This window comes from Paraburkholderia polaris, from assembly GCF_012927345.1.
Taxonomy (GTDB): domain Bacteria; phylum Pseudomonadota; class Gammaproteobacteria; order Burkholderiales; family Burkholderiaceae; genus Paraburkholderia; species Paraburkholderia polaris.
Genome location: NZ_JABBGJ010000019.1, coordinates 96,865 through 111,163 on the forward strand (window position 1 = coordinate 96,865; position 14,299 = coordinate 111,163).

At 61.4% G+C, this 14,299-nt stretch carries 15 protein-coding genes and 1 pseudogene; 5 read left to right on the forward strand and 11 right to left on the reverse strand.

The window, feature by feature from the left end:
* Positions 1 to 40: 40 nt before the first annotated feature.
* The 7 genes and pseudogenes from HHL24_RS18940 to flhD all read right to left on the reverse strand — a co-directional run bounded on the left by HHL24_RS18940 (position 41) and on the right by flhD (position 6,293).
* A complete protein-coding gene (locus HHL24_RS18940; RefSeq protein WP_028198487.1) occupies positions 41 to 571 on the reverse strand; it encodes a chemotaxis protein CheW in 531 nt (176 codons plus the stop codon).
* An 81-nt stretch (positions 572 to 652) separates the two neighbouring features.
* Positions 653 to 2,977: a chemotaxis protein CheA gene (gene cheA, locus HHL24_RS18945; RefSeq protein ID WP_169486957.1), complete on the reverse strand. Its 2,325-nt coding sequence runs from the start codon at positions 2,975 to 2,977 to the stop codon at positions 653 to 655.
* Between the two features lie 98 nt (positions 2,978 to 3,075).
* Complete coding sequence (locus tag HHL24_RS18950; protein WP_169486958.1) at positions 3,076 to 3,453, reverse strand: response regulator; 378 nt, start codon at positions 3,451 to 3,453, stop codon at positions 3,076 to 3,078.
* Between the two features lie 83 nt (positions 3,454 to 3,536).
* A complete protein-coding gene (gene motB, locus HHL24_RS18955; protein WP_169486959.1) occupies positions 3,537 to 4,544 on the reverse strand; it encodes a flagellar motor protein MotB in 1,008 nt (335 codons plus the stop codon).
* Between the two features lie 21 nt (positions 4,545 to 4,565).
* Positions 4,566 to 5,426 carry a flagellar motor stator protein MotA gene (motA, locus tag HHL24_RS18960; protein ID WP_073427790.1) on the reverse strand — a complete coding sequence of 287 codons (861 nt, stop codon included), beginning with the start codon at positions 5,424 to 5,426 and terminating at the stop codon, positions 4,566 to 4,568.
* 183 nt (positions 5,427 to 5,609) lie between these two features.
* Positions 5,610 to 5,921: pseudogene (locus HHL24_RS18965) on the reverse strand (FlhC family transcriptional regulator); the annotation flags it as partial.
* A gap of 51 nt (positions 5,922 to 5,972) precedes the next feature.
* Positions 5,973 to 6,293, reverse strand: a complete 321-nt coding sequence (flhD, locus tag HHL24_RS18970) for a flagellar transcriptional regulator FlhD (RefSeq protein ID WP_268966725.1) — start codon at positions 6,291 to 6,293, stop codon at positions 5,973 to 5,975.
* A gap of 706 nt (positions 6,294 to 6,999) precedes the next feature.
* Between flhD and HHL24_RS18975 the strand changes: the two genes are divergently transcribed.
* Complete coding sequence (locus HHL24_RS18975; RefSeq protein WP_169486961.1) at positions 7,000 to 8,064, forward strand: glycosyltransferase family 4 protein; 1,065 nt, start codon at positions 7,000 to 7,002, stop codon at positions 8,062 to 8,064.
* A 291-nt stretch (positions 8,065 to 8,355) separates the two neighbouring features.
* On the opposite strand, the gene HHL24_RS18980 is transcribed toward HHL24_RS18975, so the two are convergent.
* Positions 8,356 to 8,658: an H-NS histone family protein gene (locus HHL24_RS18980; protein WP_093640787.1), complete on the reverse strand. Its 303-nt coding sequence runs from the start codon at positions 8,656 to 8,658 to the stop codon at positions 8,356 to 8,358.
* A gap of 290 nt (positions 8,659 to 8,948) precedes the next feature.
* On the opposite strand from HHL24_RS18980, the gene aqpZ reads away from it, so the two are divergent.
* The 3 genes from aqpZ (at position 8,949) to HHL24_RS18995 (ending at position 11,106) form a co-directional block, all read left to right on the forward strand.
* A complete protein-coding gene (aqpZ, locus tag HHL24_RS18985) occupies positions 8,949 to 9,689 on the forward strand; it encodes an aquaporin Z (protein ID WP_169486962.1) in 741 nt (246 codons plus the stop codon).
* A gap of 145 nt (positions 9,690 to 9,834) precedes the next feature.
* On the forward strand, positions 9,835 to 10,530 hold the full coding sequence (locus HHL24_RS18990) for a histidine phosphatase family protein (RefSeq protein WP_169486963.1): 696 nt from the start codon (positions 9,835 to 9,837) through the stop codon (positions 10,528 to 10,530).
* Between the two features lie 285 nt (positions 10,531 to 10,815).
* Entirely contained in the window at positions 10,816 to 11,106 is a 291-nt protein-coding gene (locus HHL24_RS18995; protein WP_169486964.1) for a PXPV repeat protein, read from the forward strand.
* 49 nt (positions 11,107 to 11,155) lie between these two features.
* Here HHL24_RS18995 and HHL24_RS19000 read toward each other — a convergent pair whose 3' ends face one another.
* Both HHL24_RS19000 and HHL24_RS19005 read right to left on the reverse strand, forming a co-directional pair.
* Positions 11,156 to 11,977, reverse strand: coding sequence for a Cof-type HAD-IIB family hydrolase (locus HHL24_RS19000; protein WP_169486965.1), 822 nt, complete (start codon positions 11,975 to 11,977; stop codon positions 11,156 to 11,158).
* Positions 11,978 to 12,064: 87 nt separating this feature from the next.
* Positions 12,065 to 12,946, reverse strand: coding sequence for a BadF/BadG/BcrA/BcrD ATPase family protein (locus HHL24_RS19005; protein WP_169486966.1), 882 nt, complete (start codon positions 12,944 to 12,946; stop codon positions 12,065 to 12,067).
* 140 nt (positions 12,947 to 13,086) lie between these two features.
* Between HHL24_RS19005 and HHL24_RS19010 the strand changes: the two genes are divergently transcribed.
* The gene (locus HHL24_RS19010; RefSeq protein ID WP_169486967.1) at positions 13,087 to 13,686 is read left to right on the forward strand and encodes a DNA-3-methyladenine glycosylase I; all 600 of its coding nucleotides are present in this window, start codon (positions 13,087 to 13,089) and stop codon (positions 13,684 to 13,686) included.
* 225 nt (positions 13,687 to 13,911) lie between these two features.
* Here HHL24_RS19010 and rpsU read toward each other — a convergent pair whose 3' ends face one another.
* Positions 13,912 to 14,124, reverse strand: a complete 213-nt coding sequence (gene rpsU / locus HHL24_RS19015; RefSeq protein WP_006050883.1) for a 30S ribosomal protein S21 — start codon at positions 14,122 to 14,124, stop codon at positions 13,912 to 13,914.
* Positions 14,125 to 14,299 lie beyond the last annotated feature (175 nt).

Genomic DNA, 14,299 nt, shown 5'->3' on the forward strand with positions numbered 1-14,299 from the left:
CCCTGTTCGATCTATCTTTCGTACCGACGCGTACTGACGTTCAGGCGCCGAGCGTTTCGATCAGCGCCATTTCGCGGCTGGTCATCAGCTTCTCGATGTCCATCAGGATCAGCATGCGGCCGTCGACGGTGCCCAGCCCCGTCAGGTACTCGGTCGTCAGCGTCGCGCCAAATTCCGGCGCCGGCATGATCTGGTCGGTGGCGAGCGTCAGCACGTCCGACACACCGTCCACCACCATCCCGACCACGCGGTGCGCGACGTTCAGGATGATCACGACGGTCTGGTGGTCGTACTCGACGCGGCCCAGATGAAACTTGATGCGCATGTCCACGATCGGCACGATGATGCCGCGCAGATTGATCACGCCTTTGATGAACTCAGGGGCATTGGCGATACGCGTCACGTTGTCGTAGCCGCGGATTTCCTGCACCTTGAGAATGTCGATGCCGTACTCTTCGGCGCCGAGCGTGAAGACGAGGAACTCCTGACCGCCGGCGTCTGCCTGCTGCGCGTCGCGGCGACCATTCGTCGCGTTCGCGACGCTCGAATTGATGGATTGGACTTCTGCCACGTTAGCCCCCAAACGGTTGGGATGAAATTGATTGAGTGAGTGTTGCGAAAACTGCGTGCGTTACGGAGGCCGTTACGAACGTCATGCGAGGCTCATCGCGCCGTGCGCATGGCGCGTTTCGCGATTCAGCGCCGCCACGTCCACGATCAGCGCGACACTGCCGTCGCCGAGAATGGTTGCGGCGGAAATGCCATGCACCTTGCGGTAATTCGTTTCCAGATTCTTCACGACCACCTGCTGCTGCCCCACCAGCTCGTCGATCAGCATCGCAAAGCGGCGCCCTTCGGTTTGCATGATGGTGACGATGCCCTGCGTCGGTTCCTGCTTGGCCTCTTCGACGTTGAATACTTCGTGCAGCGCGACAAGCGGCAGATATTCGCCGCGCACGCGCACCACGCGTTCGCCGTTGGCCACCGTGTAGATGTCTTCGGCACGCGGTTGGAGCGACTCCATCACGAAGTTGAGCGGCAGAATGAAGATCTCGTTGCCGACCTTGACCGACATGCCGTCGAGAATGGCCAGCGTGAGCGGCAGAACGATGCGCGTGGTGCTGCCCTTGCCCGCATGTGAGGTGATTTCCACGTGACCACCCATCGACTGGATGTTCCGCTTCACCACGTCCATGCCGACGCCACGGCCCGAGACGTCCGTGACCTGCTCCGCCGTCGAGAAACCCGGCAGGAAAATCAGGTTCCAGACTTCTTCGTCGGACATCGTTTCGCTGACCTGCATGCCCTGCTTCGCGGCCTTCGCGAGAATCTTGTCGCGGCGCAAACCGGCGCCGTCGTCGCTCACTTCGATGACGATGTTGCCGCCGTGATGCGCGGCCGACAGCACCAGCTGGCCAGTCGCATCCTTGCCTGCCGCACGCCGCGCTTCCATGGTTTCGATACCGTGGTCGAGACTGTTGCGCACGAGGTGAGTCAACGGATCGATGATCCGTTCGATGAGGCTCTTGTCGAGTTCGGTCGCCTGACCGAAGGTGACAAGCTCCACTTCCTTGCCGAGTTTCGCCGCCAGATCGCGCACCAGACGCGGGAAGCGGCTGAACACGTAATCCATCGGCATCATGCGGATCGACATCACCGCTTCCTGCAGATCACGCGCGTTGCGCTCGAGCTGCGCCATGCCGTTGAAGAGCCGGTCGTGCAAGGCCGGATCGAACGTGCTGGTGGTCTCGGCCAACATCGCCTGGGTGATCACCAGTTCGCCGACCAGGTTGATCAGCTGATCGACCTTCTCGACGCCGACGCGAATCGAGCTGCCTTCCGCGCCGCCTGCCGCCGCAGCCGGACGAGCCTTGCGGTCCTGTTCGGCCGGTGCGTTGTTCCCCGCCGCGCTGGTTGCCACGCTTGCCGCTGGTGCGCTGCTCGCGGCGGCGGGCGCCGGGGTATTCGCTTGCGACGCCGAGACGTCGAACAGTCCGTGCGTGGCGGCAGCTTGAGCGGGCGCAGCGGTGTGGGCCGCCGGTGCCGACGATGCTGCCTGCTCCGCTCGTGTTGCTTGTGCCGCCTGTGTTGCATGCGCCGGGGTCGAATCGGCAGCGTCCGGCGTTCCAGGTTCGCCTTGCTGCGTCTCGTCCGCCGGTGCGGTGCCGCGGCCGATCGAGATCTGACTTTCGTCGATCACGAAACAGCACACGGCGATGATGTCGTCGGAGGTCACATCGGTCTGGAGCCACAGCGTCAGTTCGCCGCCGCTTTTGACCTTTCCGACAATGTTGCCCAGGTTGCCGAGCTCTTCGGCCAGCAGTTCCTGGTCCTTCTCACCTACGCCCCGTAGCGTAATTTTCAGATGGGGGCCGGCTTCTTCACCGGCGCCCGCGGCTTGCCCGGTCTGTGCCGGTTCGCCGTCAGTCCATTCTTCACCCGCCACCTGCACCGCCTGTTCGACGACGTGCGCAGGCGGGGGTCCCTCTTCTACTCCCTGTTCTGCTGCCTGTTTTGCTGCCTGTTTTGTTATTTGGCCCGCTACTGCTGTTTCGGCGGCCGTCGCCGCCTGCGTTTCGTCGAAGAGGCTTTCATGATGCAGCTGTTCGAGCTTCGCGCAGATCGCCTTGGCGACTGCCGCATCCGGCTCGGCGCTCGCACGGTAGTCCGCGAGCTGGCCCGACAACACGTCCTTGGTTTCGAGGAACGTGTCGATCATGTCCTTGCGCAGCACGAGTTCGTTATTGCGTGCGCGGTCGAGCAGCGATTCGAGGATGTGAGTCGTTTCCGTCAGCGCGGTAAAGCCGAACGTCGCCGCGCCGCCCTTAATCGAATGCGCCGCGCGGAAAATCGCCGCGAGGTCTTCGGGATCCGGGTGCGCGATATCCAGATTGAGCAGCAACTGCTCCATCTGCGCGAGCAGTTCGTCCGCTTCGTCGAAGAACGTCTGATAGAACTGAGTGATGTCGAGTGTCATGCCTGGGTCACCGCGAGAGTTCCTGTCTAGGCTTGGGCTGCCGTGCCGCCGCGTCGAGAGCTTCTATAACTTGTGTAAAGGTGGTGCTTAAGGGCCGCTCATGCCTGATCTGGTTCGGCTAACGCCGCCACCAGTTCGGTCAGCAAGTCGGGGTCAAGCGGCTTTTCGATCCAGCCGGTCGCCCCCGCGGCCCGCGCCGCCGCCTTGAACGGCTCGCCCGATTCCGTCGTGAGGACGAGGATGGGCGTCGCCTGGTAGGCCGGATTGCCGCGCAGCGCGGTGATCAGATCAAGGCCGGTCTTGCCCGGCATGTGCTGGTCCGTCAGCACGAGGTCGAACGACATGGCGAGCGCGTTTTCGAGCCCTTCATTGCCGTCCGCCGCGAGCGTCACTTCGTAGCCGGCCGTCGTCAGCGTTGCGGCGAGGATTTGCCGCATCGATGCCGAATCGTCGATTGCCAGGATGTGCCTGATCATGAAAACCTCGCTGCACTACGCTATGGACCGGCTGGCCGTCCGCGCTACCCGAGCGCATGGAACAGCCAGCCGATCGCTATCTGTTACTGGGATGCCGGCGCTACCGCCGGCACCTTCGGTGCAACCGTCACCGGTTGCGCAAGTCTTTGCAGCAGCGGCTTGGAGCCGGCTGCGTCGTCCGACAAGGTGGTCGTGGTGGAGTCGTCATGGTCAAGCGCCTCCTCCGACTTCCTGTTCAGCACGATGATGCTGATGCGGCGGTTTTCCGGGTCCATCGGGTCCGCCTTGTTCAGGTTCTGCGTCGACGCGAGGCCGAGCACGCGCATCACCTTCGCTTCGTCCATGCCGCCGGCGACCAGCTCACGGCGCGACGCGTTGGCGCGGTCCGCCGACAGTTCCCAATTGCTGTAGCCCTTCTCGCCGCCCGCATACTGCACGGCGTCGGTGTGGCCCTGCACGATGATGCGGTTCGGCACGTCGTTCAGCGTGTGACCGATTTCGCGCAGGATGTCGCGCATGTACGGTTCAACCACGTCTCTTGCGGTCGCGAACATCGGCCGCTTCTGCGAGTCGACGATTTCGATACGCAAGCCGGTCAGCGTCGAGTCGATGCGGATCTGCTGCTTGAACTGGCGCAGCACCGGGTTCGCTTCGATCGCGGCCATCAGCTTGACCTGCAGATCGTGCAGGCGGACCTGTTCGCGGCGTTCCAACTCGCCCTGCGACTGCTTTTCCGAGTCGTCGTTGCTATGCGAAACACTGCGCTCGGAGCGGTTATTCGAACCATCGGTGGAACGTGTGACGCCTTGCGCGTCGGTCGAAATGTCTCGGCCGCCGCCCTTCAGAATGCTCGTGTCCTCGGCGCTGCGATCGCCGCCCCACAGCGTGATCTTCAGCGGCTGGTTGAAGTAATCGGCGATGCCTCTCAACTGCACGGTGGAGGCCGAACTCAGCAGCCACATCAGCAGGAAGAACGCCATCATCGCGGTCATGAAGTCCGCGTAGGCGAGCTTCCACGCGCCGCCATGGTGGCCGGCCTTCTTCGGCGCGGCGCGCTTGACGACAATGGCGCGATCTTTATCCTTGCTCATCGAATCGGTTCCCGGCGCCCGTTACTTGGCTTTGACGCGGCGCACGTGCTCTTCCAGCTCGGCGAACGACGGGCGTTCAGTCGAGAAGAGCACCTTGCGGCCAAATTCGACGGCAATAGCCGGCGCGTAGCCGTTCAGGCTGGCGAGAATCGTCACCTTGATGCACTGGAACATCTTGGTCGACTCGGTCACGCGCTGTTCGGCGACGCTCGCGAGCGGCCCGATCAGCCCGTACGAAAGCAGAATCCCGAGGAAGGTGCCGACCAGCGCCTGAGCGATCATCTCGCCGAGCACCGCGGGCGGCTTGTCGGCGGAGGCCATGGTGTGCACCACGCCCATCACCGCGGCCACAATCCCGAACGCCGGCATGGCGTCGCCGACCTTGTTCAGGGCGTGCGCGGGCGCCTCGCCTTCCTGGTGATGCGTCTCGATCTCCTCGTCCATCAGGCTTTCGATCTCGAACGCGTTCATGTTGCCGCCGACCATCAAACGCAGGTAATCGGTCAGGAACTCGATGATGTGCTTGTCAGCGAGGATCTTCGGATACTGGGTGAAGATCGGGCTCTTCGACGGGTCGTCGATGTCGGCTTCCAGCGTCAGCGTGCCTTCCTTGCGTGCCTTGGCCAGCAGGACGTACAGGAGCGCCATCAGCTCCATGTAGACATCCTTGTTGTACTTCGCGCCCTTGAACAGGGTTGGAATGACGCGCAGCGTCGCCTTGATCGTCTTCATCCCGTTACCGAGAATGAACGCGCCAACGCCGGCGCCGACAATCATCAGCACTTCGACAGGCTGCAGCAGCGCGCCGAGATGGCCGCCTTCCAGCGCGTAACCGCCGAAAACGGACAAGAGCGTCACGAGTGTTCCCACGAAAATCAGCACTGCCGAGCCCTCACAAAGAAGCGACGGTGACCGTCGTTAATCTGGTTTACGGCAACGGAGCAGAAAACTTTGACGGAAAAGCGGCTCGGCGCTCCGGTGTAAACCAGAGGCGGGTTAAACCGGGCAGGCCGGGCCCGGTACCGGCCGATCGGGGCGGAAGGCCCGCCGAATGTCGCTTGCAGACTCCAGATAGAGCCGGTAGCTCTTCACGATCGACTGGATCGTCAGACCGCCGCCGTGGCCGGCCATGAAACGGTAGATGTTGTAGAACAGCGATGAGTGAAAGTTCGGCTGCCAGGTCATGAACCAGTCGGTCGAAAACGGCAACATGCCCTTGGGCGGCGACACCCCTTTCAGTTCCTTGTACAGCCTGATAAGCCGGTCGCGCGACAGACTGGTTTCAGCTTCCAGCAATTGCAACCGCGCACCAAGTTCGATCAGCTCGGTGGCCAGGGTAATTTCCCTGACTTCCTGCACAACACTTTTATATGCCATCCGCTTGCATTTCCGCCGTCCTGATCGCTTTATTTGAACTACAAGCTGCCATCAGCCGAGTTGCTCGACTGGCTGGCTTGCCATCAGGATCGCGGAATGCGCCTGAGCCACGGCGCTGGCTTTGCCTTTGTCCGCAAGGGCGGACAGCACGGCATGGTCATCAAAACGGAAACGGCACAACACCTGATTGGACGCCGCCAGCTTCACGGTCTGCGCCAAAGACAGATTGGCTAGCACATCGGCCAACTGGTCCGAAATCCCCATGCGAAACATGCCCATCGGCTTGTCTTCACGCAGCAGACGCTGCGCGAGCAGGAGATAAGACAGGTTGATTTCTCTGATCTCATTGAGCATTTCGCTTGTCGCGCTCATGATTCCCCCGGGGTGTATCTGGCTGGTCAGGCCGTTACGGAAACGTTTGCTCGAACGCGCGCGCTTAAACCGCACGAATCGGCTCGTTTCTGGTCTTGCCAGCATTGTGTCGAAAGGGGGAGCGGACGAAAATCGGACAGACACCCAGCCTGTGTGACGGATTAATCCGTCATTCGTGTAGGAATTTTTCCTACAAAGCGGGCGCCAGAAAGAAGGCTGTAGCAGGCGAAACGGCGCGCAGCTTAAGACTCGCGATGCGCTTTGAATGATTCTTCAGCAGAAATATGAACCAAATGGTGAGTCCTGAGTGGCTCACGGTCCGCACCTTGCTGCGGTGAGAAAGAATTATAAGACGTTTTCACTTCTGCGCAACGCACGGGGTCCAGGAGCCGCGCTCCAGTCCCGGGAACGTCCCTTGCGCATGTTCCCAAGCGTTTGGATGTCCTCCCAGTCGTGCCTCCCGACTATCGGGACAAGCCTCCTGCCGACCTGTAACGCATCATGTTTCGCGCTGTAACAACATTAAGCGTTTGAAAAATAACTCGAATTAGCGCGGCCGATCCCGATAATGAAGCTAAGGGATTACCCGATGTAAGTTCGGAGCACCCCCGGGCGGCGGCTTACCGCGCCCAACCGTCCGTCAGGCATTCGCTCCTCGCTCGACTCGAGCGCCGCTGTGCGAAGCCGTTTTGAACAGGAGAAACGCATGCGAATCGCACAAATTGCGCCGCTATATGAAGCTGTCCCGCCGAAACTCTACGGCGGCACCGAACGTGTCGTCTCGTATCTGACCGAAGCGCTGGTCGACCTCGGCCACGACGTCACTCTGTTTGCGAGCGGCGACTCGGTCACCTCCGCGAACCTCGATGCCTGCTGGCCGCGTGCGCTGCGCCTCGACCCGACGATCCGCGATGCGCTGGCTCCGCATGTCCTGATGATGGAAAAGGTGCGCAAGGTCGCGCATGAGTTCGACGTGCTGCACTTTCACCTCGACTACATGCCGTTCCCGCTCTTCACCACCATGGACACGCCGTTCGTGACCACGCTCCACGGCCGTCTGGACTTGCCGGAACTGCAACCGGTGTTCGACGCATTCTCGAACGTGCCGGTGGTGTCGATTTCGGATTCGCAGCGCTCGCCGCTGCCGCAGGCCAACTGGCTGAACACGATTTACCACGGCCTGCCGGAGCAGTTGCTCACACCGCAGACACACAAAAAGCCGGAATACCTGGCGTTCCTCGGCCGTATCTGTCCGGAGAAGCGCGTCGATACGGCTATCAAGATCGCTGCACAAAGCGGTTTGCCGCTGAAGATCGCCGCCAAGGTGGACAAGGTCGACCAGGAATACTTCAAGAAGGAAATCGAACCGCTGCTTTCCATGGCGCACGTGGAGTTCGTCGGCGAAATCAACGAGGCGCAGAAGCCCGAGTTCCTGTCAGGCGCCAAGGCACTGCTGTTCCCGATCGACTGGTCGGAGCCGTTCGGTCTCGTGATGATCGAATCCATGGCCTGCGGCACGCCGGTGATCGCGTTCAACCGCGGTTCGGTACCGGAAGTGATCGACCACGGCGTGACCGGCTACATTGTCGAGGACGTGCAAGGCGCGGTGGCGGCACTGCAGCGTCTGGACGAATTGTCGCGCTCCGAGATTCGCGCGCAGTTCGAACGCCGCTTCAGCTCGAAAACGATGGCGCAGAATTACGTTGACGGCTATTCGGCACTGATCGAAGCGACGCGCCGCCCGGTGCTGCGCCGGGTAGCGGTGGGTTGAGCAACGTGCTTAAGCAACTGACGTTTTATGCGCTCAGCCGCTTAAGCCGTGCTTCTGCCGCTTATGCCATTTTTTCGATTCGCAAGCCAATCATCAGTAAATTTGCCTGGTGAATCGTTTGCGCGAGCGGTTAGCAGGAGTTAACCGGCTTCTACTACCGAAAAGCCGCCCCCAAAGGGCGGCTTTTTTAATACAAGAGTGGATGCGCTTCCATCCCGGATTAGCGCAACGCAATAAACAACCGCGCACCGATCAACCTTCAGTTGGCTTTCGCCGGCACCGGCAGGGCATTCAAGCCGCACCAATCAGAAAGCGTTCGCGATTCTTACCGACAATCCACTTTGGCGGTTTACCGCGCCCGCTCCAAGTATTGCCCGATTTCGGATCCTGGTATTTGGCCGGCAGTGGCGCCTTCTTCGGCGGGCGTCCGCGCTTGGCGGCAACCGCAAAGCCAAGGTCTTGGGCGGTTAGACCGTATTCAGCGATCTTTTGGCGGATGTCGGCGACAACGTTATCGACTTCAGTACGCCGGGCTTCGTCTGCCTGTGCCTGCAATTTGGCGATCTGCGCCTTGAGGTCTGCATATTGAGACATTTCGGTTCTCCCCTTTTTTAGAACTCATTCGCTCGCAGACTAGCTGCAATTATAAAAATTCGCAATGGACAATAATACCGATTTAGGAAGAAATCATCTGATAATTATTAAGCGTCGATGAATTGTAAAACGAGAGCCTTATCTGGAAATAATAGGTAAAGGCGACTCCACATTGACAATTCTTGACACCTAATCTGGCTGTCTTTCCCTAGAATTGCGCGCTCAATGGCATGTACCTGCGCCTAGCATTCATGCCACTCCAAGCGTCAAACATTTTAGGATTACCAATCATGCAGTTGTCAAAACGCCTTGCTGCCGAGCTGTTCGGCACCTTCTGGCTCGTGCTCGGGGGCTGCGGCAGCGCCGTCCTCGCCGCTAACTTCGCCGGCCCGGTCCACGGTCTGGGCATCGGCTTCGTGGGCGTTTCGCTCGCATTCGGTCTCACTGTCCTGACAATGGCTTATGCGATCGGCCACATCTCCGGCTGCCACCTGAATCCGGCGGTGAGCGTCGGCCTGACCGTCGCCGGCCGCTTTCCGGCTCGCGACCTGTTGCCGTACATCGTCGCGCAAGTGATCGGCGCGGTGCTGGGTGCGTTGGTGCTGTCGTTGATCGCATCGGGCAAACCGGGTTTCGACCTCGTCGCCAGTGGTTTCGCCAGTAACGGCTACGGTGAGCGCTCGCCGGGCCATTACTCGCTCGCGGCCGCTTTCATTTGCGAAGTGGTAATGACCGGCTTCTTCCTGTTCGTCATCCTCGGCGCGACCGACAGACGCGCGCCGGCCGGTTTCGCGCCAATCGCCATTGGCCTGTGCCTGACGCTGATTCACCTGATCTCGATTCCGGTCACCAACACGTCGGTCAACCCGGCCCGCTCCACTGGCCCGGCGCTATTCGTCGGCGGCGCAGCGGTGGATCAGCTGTGGATGTTCTGGGTTGCGCCGATTATCGGCGCGGTGATCGCAGGCGTGCTGTACCCGGTCATCGCCGAAAGCCGTCGCGGCAATTCACAGGAACTGGCGCTCGACTGATCAGCGAGTGCACGTATCGAGGCAGTCAAAGCGGGCGCTACGGCGCCCGCTTTGTTTTGTGCGCACGAATGCAAGCGGCCCCGTGGCCCGCCAATGGCCCGCTGCTAGAATCGTGCGACTTCCCAAGCTCGCACAGGTGCTACCGATGACCCGTTTCCGCGGATTCCTGCAAGGCGTCGCATTCTCCATCGGCGGTTTATGTGCAGGCGTACTGGCGCTACCCGCGGCCCATGCCGCGGACGGCAATACCGAAACGCTCGTATTCGTGCGCCACGGTGAAAAGCCCGCCAAGGGATACGGCCAGCTCAATTGCCAGGGGCTCAACCGTGCGCTGGCCTTGCCGGCAGTGATCGCCGCCAAGTTCGGCAAACCGGATGCGATCTACGCGCCCGATCCCGGCCAGCAAAAGGAGGACAGCGGCCGCTCCTACTACTATATTCGGCCGCTTGCGACCATCGAGCCGACCGCCATCCAATTCCAGATGCCGGTGCAAACGCCATACGGCTTTGCCCAGATCGATCAACTCGGCACGGCGCTCGTCAATCCGTCCAATCGCAACAAGCTGATTGTCGTTGCGTGGGAGCACAAGCTGATCGTGAAGTTGCTGCGCCAGATGATGAGCACGCATGGCGGCAATGCGGCCGATGTCCCCAACTGGCAAAGCGACGACTTCGACAGTATCTATATTGTTCGCCTCGACTGGCAAAACGGCACGGCCCACGCGAGTTTTAAGCTTGACCACCAAGGGCTGAACGGCCGCGCTGCGGATTGCCCATGCGCGGCGCTGCCGGGCGCCCCTTCTGCTACTGCGGCGGGTGCTTCCGCGGGCTCAGCTGATTAATCGGGTAATACAGATGTAAGCCGCGATTACGGGCGCGGCTGTCCGCTTTCTGCAGGTGGCGGCGACAACTGGGCGCCGATCCGTTCCAAGGAGCCGCGAAGCCTTATATGACGGCGCTTCGAGCCGAAGGCCCATCCCGCGTGTTGCGGTCGAATGTTCCTTCTACAGCCTTTCAAACCCTGCGACGATGCTTGCAGTCCGTAACATCTCGTCGCAGTCACCAACGCCCGGAATGCGTAGATTGGTCCTGTGCGACAAACATACGTCGCCTCACAGGAGAACAACATGAAACGCATCGTCACTCACTTGCTGGTTGCTGCCGGCCTCGCGGCGGGCGCATGCGGTGTCGCGCAAGCGCATACGGATCTGAACATCGGCCTGTCGCTCGGCGCACCGGTTTATGCCCAGCCTGCACCGGTCTATGCAGCGCCTCAGCCGGTGTACTACGGCAACGGCGGCTGGGACCATCGCTACGACCGTGGCGGCTACTATCGCGACGACCACCGGGATAACCGCGGCTGGAATCACAACGGCCACGATGACCGTGGCGATCGCCGTGGCGGGTGGCACGGCTGATCGTAGCGTTGGGTAGCGTCGCGTAGGGTCGCGAAGAACCGGCCCGTTTTCAGGACATCAGTTCGTCGTCGAGCGAGAAAAGTTTGCGCAGATGGTGCGCGACGCCCGCTTCGAAGTTGTTGCCGATGCGCGGCACATTCGGCAGACGCGTGATGAGATCGGGATTGGCGTTGTTCATCATGAACGGATGGCCGGCTGTCTCCAGCAGATCGATATCGTTCATGTTGTCGCCGAACGCCACGCATTGCGAGGCGGCGACGCCAAGGCGCTCGAGCACGATTTGCAACGCACGCCCCTTCGATACGTTCGACGTCATCACCTCCAGACAGTCTGGCAGCGAATAAGTGACGTACAGTGCGTCGCCGAATTCGCGCGCCAGGTTGGCCGAGACGTGCGCGAGATCGGCGGGCTCACCGATGTAAAGGACCTTCGCGATGTCGACGCCGTCGTGCTTCGGCAGATCGGTTACCTCGTAGGTGAAGCCGGAATCCTGATGGAATTTCAGCAGGTCCGGTGCATCCCGGTCGATCAACCACGCCTGGTCGGCGAACAGGTTGACGATCACGCGGCCGTGCGCGCCGGCGATTTCCGGCTGCACCAGCCGCTGCACGATGGCCGGAGGCAGGTCATCGGCGTGGATCACTGTGTTGTCCGGCGCGTGAATGCGAGCGCCGTTCGACGTGATCAGATACGGGTTGATGCCCAGCAGGTCGCGAATGCCCGCAACGTCGCAGTAGTGGCGGCCCGTCGCGATCACGAAGTGCAGCCCATCGCTTTCGAGCTTACGCACGGTGGCGATCGTGAACGGGTCCACCTGGTGATCGGCGTTGAGCAGCGTACCGTCGAGATCAGTGGCAATGACTTTGTACATAGTGTGAGCAGCCGGGCAGCGTCAAAGATCGCATTTTACCGTTGCGCGCCGTCTCGGTGAGATCGCACTCCGCGCGCGGGGCGATTCTCAACCGGCGATGCGAACCGCTTCGCGCTGCGCCAACTGCAAACCGCCGTGTGCGGAGTCCGCCAACGGCTCGCGCAAACGGGCCTGATAAATCTGCGGCACGTACTCGCGCAAGGGTGCGCCGAGACCGCCGCACAGCGCGACCGGCAAGGTCGCCGAAGGGTCGAGCGCGGCAATCATCTTGCCCACGTCCACGCCGGCCTCGCCGAGCAGACGCGCAGCGAACGGATGCGTGCGATGCGCGATGACGATCGGTGCGAGCCTCGCATAAGTGGTCTGATTGGCTTCGCACAGCCAGACCACCAGGCTGTCGCGGTCATGCGCACCAGTGTGGGCAAGCAGCGCCTGCGCGAGATCGTCGTTGGGCGCACGCCCGTCGAGCGCCTGCTGCGCGTGCACGATGCCCCGCAGCCCGAGCCAGGCGCCGCTCGCTTCGTCGCCCGACGGGTAGCCGAAGCCGCCAGCGACTCGGTACTCGCCATTGCCGTCAAACGCGGCCGCCTGACTGCCGGTGCCAAGCGCGACGACCACGCCGTGCGCCCCGCCATGCGCACCAAGCAAGGTGGTGTACACATCGCTTTCCACCGCGAGCCCTGCTACCGCTGGCGCCTGCGCGCGAAACGCGGCCAACCAGTCGCGATTATTAACCCCTGCCAACCCGCAACCGAGTACGCAGCGCGCCCAGTCCAGCGGCACGCCGGCGCGTGCAAACGCATCGGCGCAGCCGGCCTCGATGGCCTGCCACGCGCGCTCCACGCCGAGACCCAGACCCGAGGGCCCGCTCGCCGCCTGCGCCAGTTCGCGGCCCTGCGCGTCGCCGAGTACGACGCGCGTACCGCTGCCGCCGCCGTCAATGCCGATCAGAAAGAGGTCTTTATTCATCGAATCGAGTGAGTTCAGGTGGTGAATAAGGCATAGCGTGGCAGGTCAGTTTCAATCCGGCAATCGGCCGAATGGCCAGCTTGCAGCACGCACGGCTTCCGCTATGCTGACGGGCGACATGACAACGCGGGAGCGCGACAGTGACACAGCAGCGATGCAACTGGGTATCGAGCGAAGCGCTCGCACACTACCACGACACCGAATGGGGCGTGCCCTCGCGCGACGATCAGCATTTGTTCGAACTGCTTGTGCTGGAAGGCGCGCAGGCGGGTTTGTCATGGTCGACGATTCTCAACAAACGAACCGGCTATCGTCGCGCATTCGCCGACTTCAACATCGACAAGGTATCGCGCTTTACGCCCAAACACATCGATGCGCTGGTGCTGGACGAAAGTATCGTGCGCCATCGCGGCAAGATCGAGTCGGCCATTACCAACGCTCGCGCCGTGCAGCAAATTCAGGCCGAACACGGCTCGCTCGCCAACTTCGTATGGTCGTTCGTCGATCAGACGCCGATCCAGAACGATTGGGCATCATATAAACAAGCGCCGGCATCCACCGAGATTTCGGACGCGCTCAGCAAGGGATTGAAGCGCTACGGCTGCAAGTTCGTCGGCTCGACGATCTGCTACGCGTTCATGCAGGCAGTCGGCATGGTGAACGACCATGAGGCGAGTTGCATGTGCCGCGCGCGATGCGCGGCGCTCGGCAAGAAGGGACGCAATCGTAAAGCGGGTTGAGGCGGCCACCTGAAGGGAAATGGCAGAAGGCTCAGCCAGCCACGCGCGCGTCACACCGTGGCACACCCCGCGTGACGGCAGAAGCAAGCCGACGACTCAACCGCAGAAACCCACCGCAGCCCAACGCAAACCCCCGCCCCAAAGCAAAACGGCGATGTGGCTTCTTTCGAAGCTCACACCGCCGTTCGGCGTGCAATGCGCGAAATGCAGCGCGGAAAAGCGTGCTTAGTGCAGCTTTTTCGGCAGCATCTGGCTGCGCAGGCGCTTGTGCAGGCGCTTCACAGCAGCAGCCTTCTTGCGCTTACGTGCCGTGGTCGGCTTTTCGTACGATTGACGCTCACGCAGTTCAGCGATCAGGCCATTCTTTTCGATTGCCCGACGAAAGCGGCGAATCGCCACTTCGAACGGCTCATTTTCTTTCAGAAGAATCGTCGTCATGTAATTCCTAACTCAATCACTTGATAGGGGTAAATTGCGTGGCGGTTACCGCTTTTGGTACCGCTCACGCGCCGGCCCTCCGGTCGTTTCGATTCATGGCCAGTAACAGGCAAACGCGGGCAGAACCCGGCCAAACCACGAATGAAACGAGAGGCATAACGGCCACGGAGGCCGG

What these genes read in the sequence shown, in the direction of transcription:
- motB (WP_169486959.1), bottom strand. Translation starts at nt 4,544, where the DNA reads ATGAGCAAGGATAAAGATCGCGCCATTGTCGTCAAGCGCGCCGCGCCG.
- HHL24_RS19005 (WP_169486966.1), bottom strand. Translation starts at nt 12,946, where the DNA reads ATGAATAAAGACCTCTTTCTGATCGGCATTGACGGCGGCGGCAGCGGT.
- aqpZ (WP_169486962.1), top strand. Translation starts at nt 8,949, where the DNA reads ATGCAGTTGTCAAAACGCCTTGCTGCCGAGCTGTTCGGCACCTTCTGG.
- flhD (WP_268966725.1), bottom strand. Translation starts at nt 6,293, where the DNA reads ATGAGCGCGACAAGCGAAATGCTCAATGAGATCAGAGAAATCAACCTG.
- HHL24_RS18990 (WP_169486963.1), top strand. Translation starts at nt 9,835, where the DNA reads ATGACCCGTTTCCGCGGATTCCTGCAAGGCGTCGCATTCTCCATCGGC.
- HHL24_RS18950 (WP_169486958.1), bottom strand. Translation starts at nt 3,453, where the DNA reads ATGATCAGGCACATCCTGGCAATCGACGATTCGGCATCGATGCGGCAA.
- cheA (WP_169486957.1), bottom strand. Translation starts at nt 2,977, where the DNA reads ATGACACTCGACATCACTCAGTTCTATCAGACGTTCTTCGACGAAGCG.
- HHL24_RS18980 (WP_093640787.1), bottom strand. Translation starts at nt 8,658, where the DNA reads ATGTCTCAATATGCAGACCTCAAGGCGCAGATCGCCAAATTGCAGGCA.
- HHL24_RS18975 (WP_169486961.1), top strand. Translation starts at nt 7,000, where the DNA reads ATGCGAATCGCACAAATTGCGCCGCTATATGAAGCTGTCCCGCCGAAA.
- rpsU (WP_006050883.1), bottom strand. Translation starts at nt 14,124, where the DNA reads ATGACGACGATTCTTCTGAAAGAAAATGAGCCGTTCGAAGTGGCGATT.
- HHL24_RS18995 (WP_169486964.1), top strand. Translation starts at nt 10,816, where the DNA reads ATGAAACGCATCGTCACTCACTTGCTGGTTGCTGCCGGCCTCGCGGCG.
- HHL24_RS19000 (WP_169486965.1), bottom strand. Translation starts at nt 11,977, where the DNA reads ATGTACAAAGTCATTGCCACTGATCTCGACGGTACGCTGCTCAACGCC.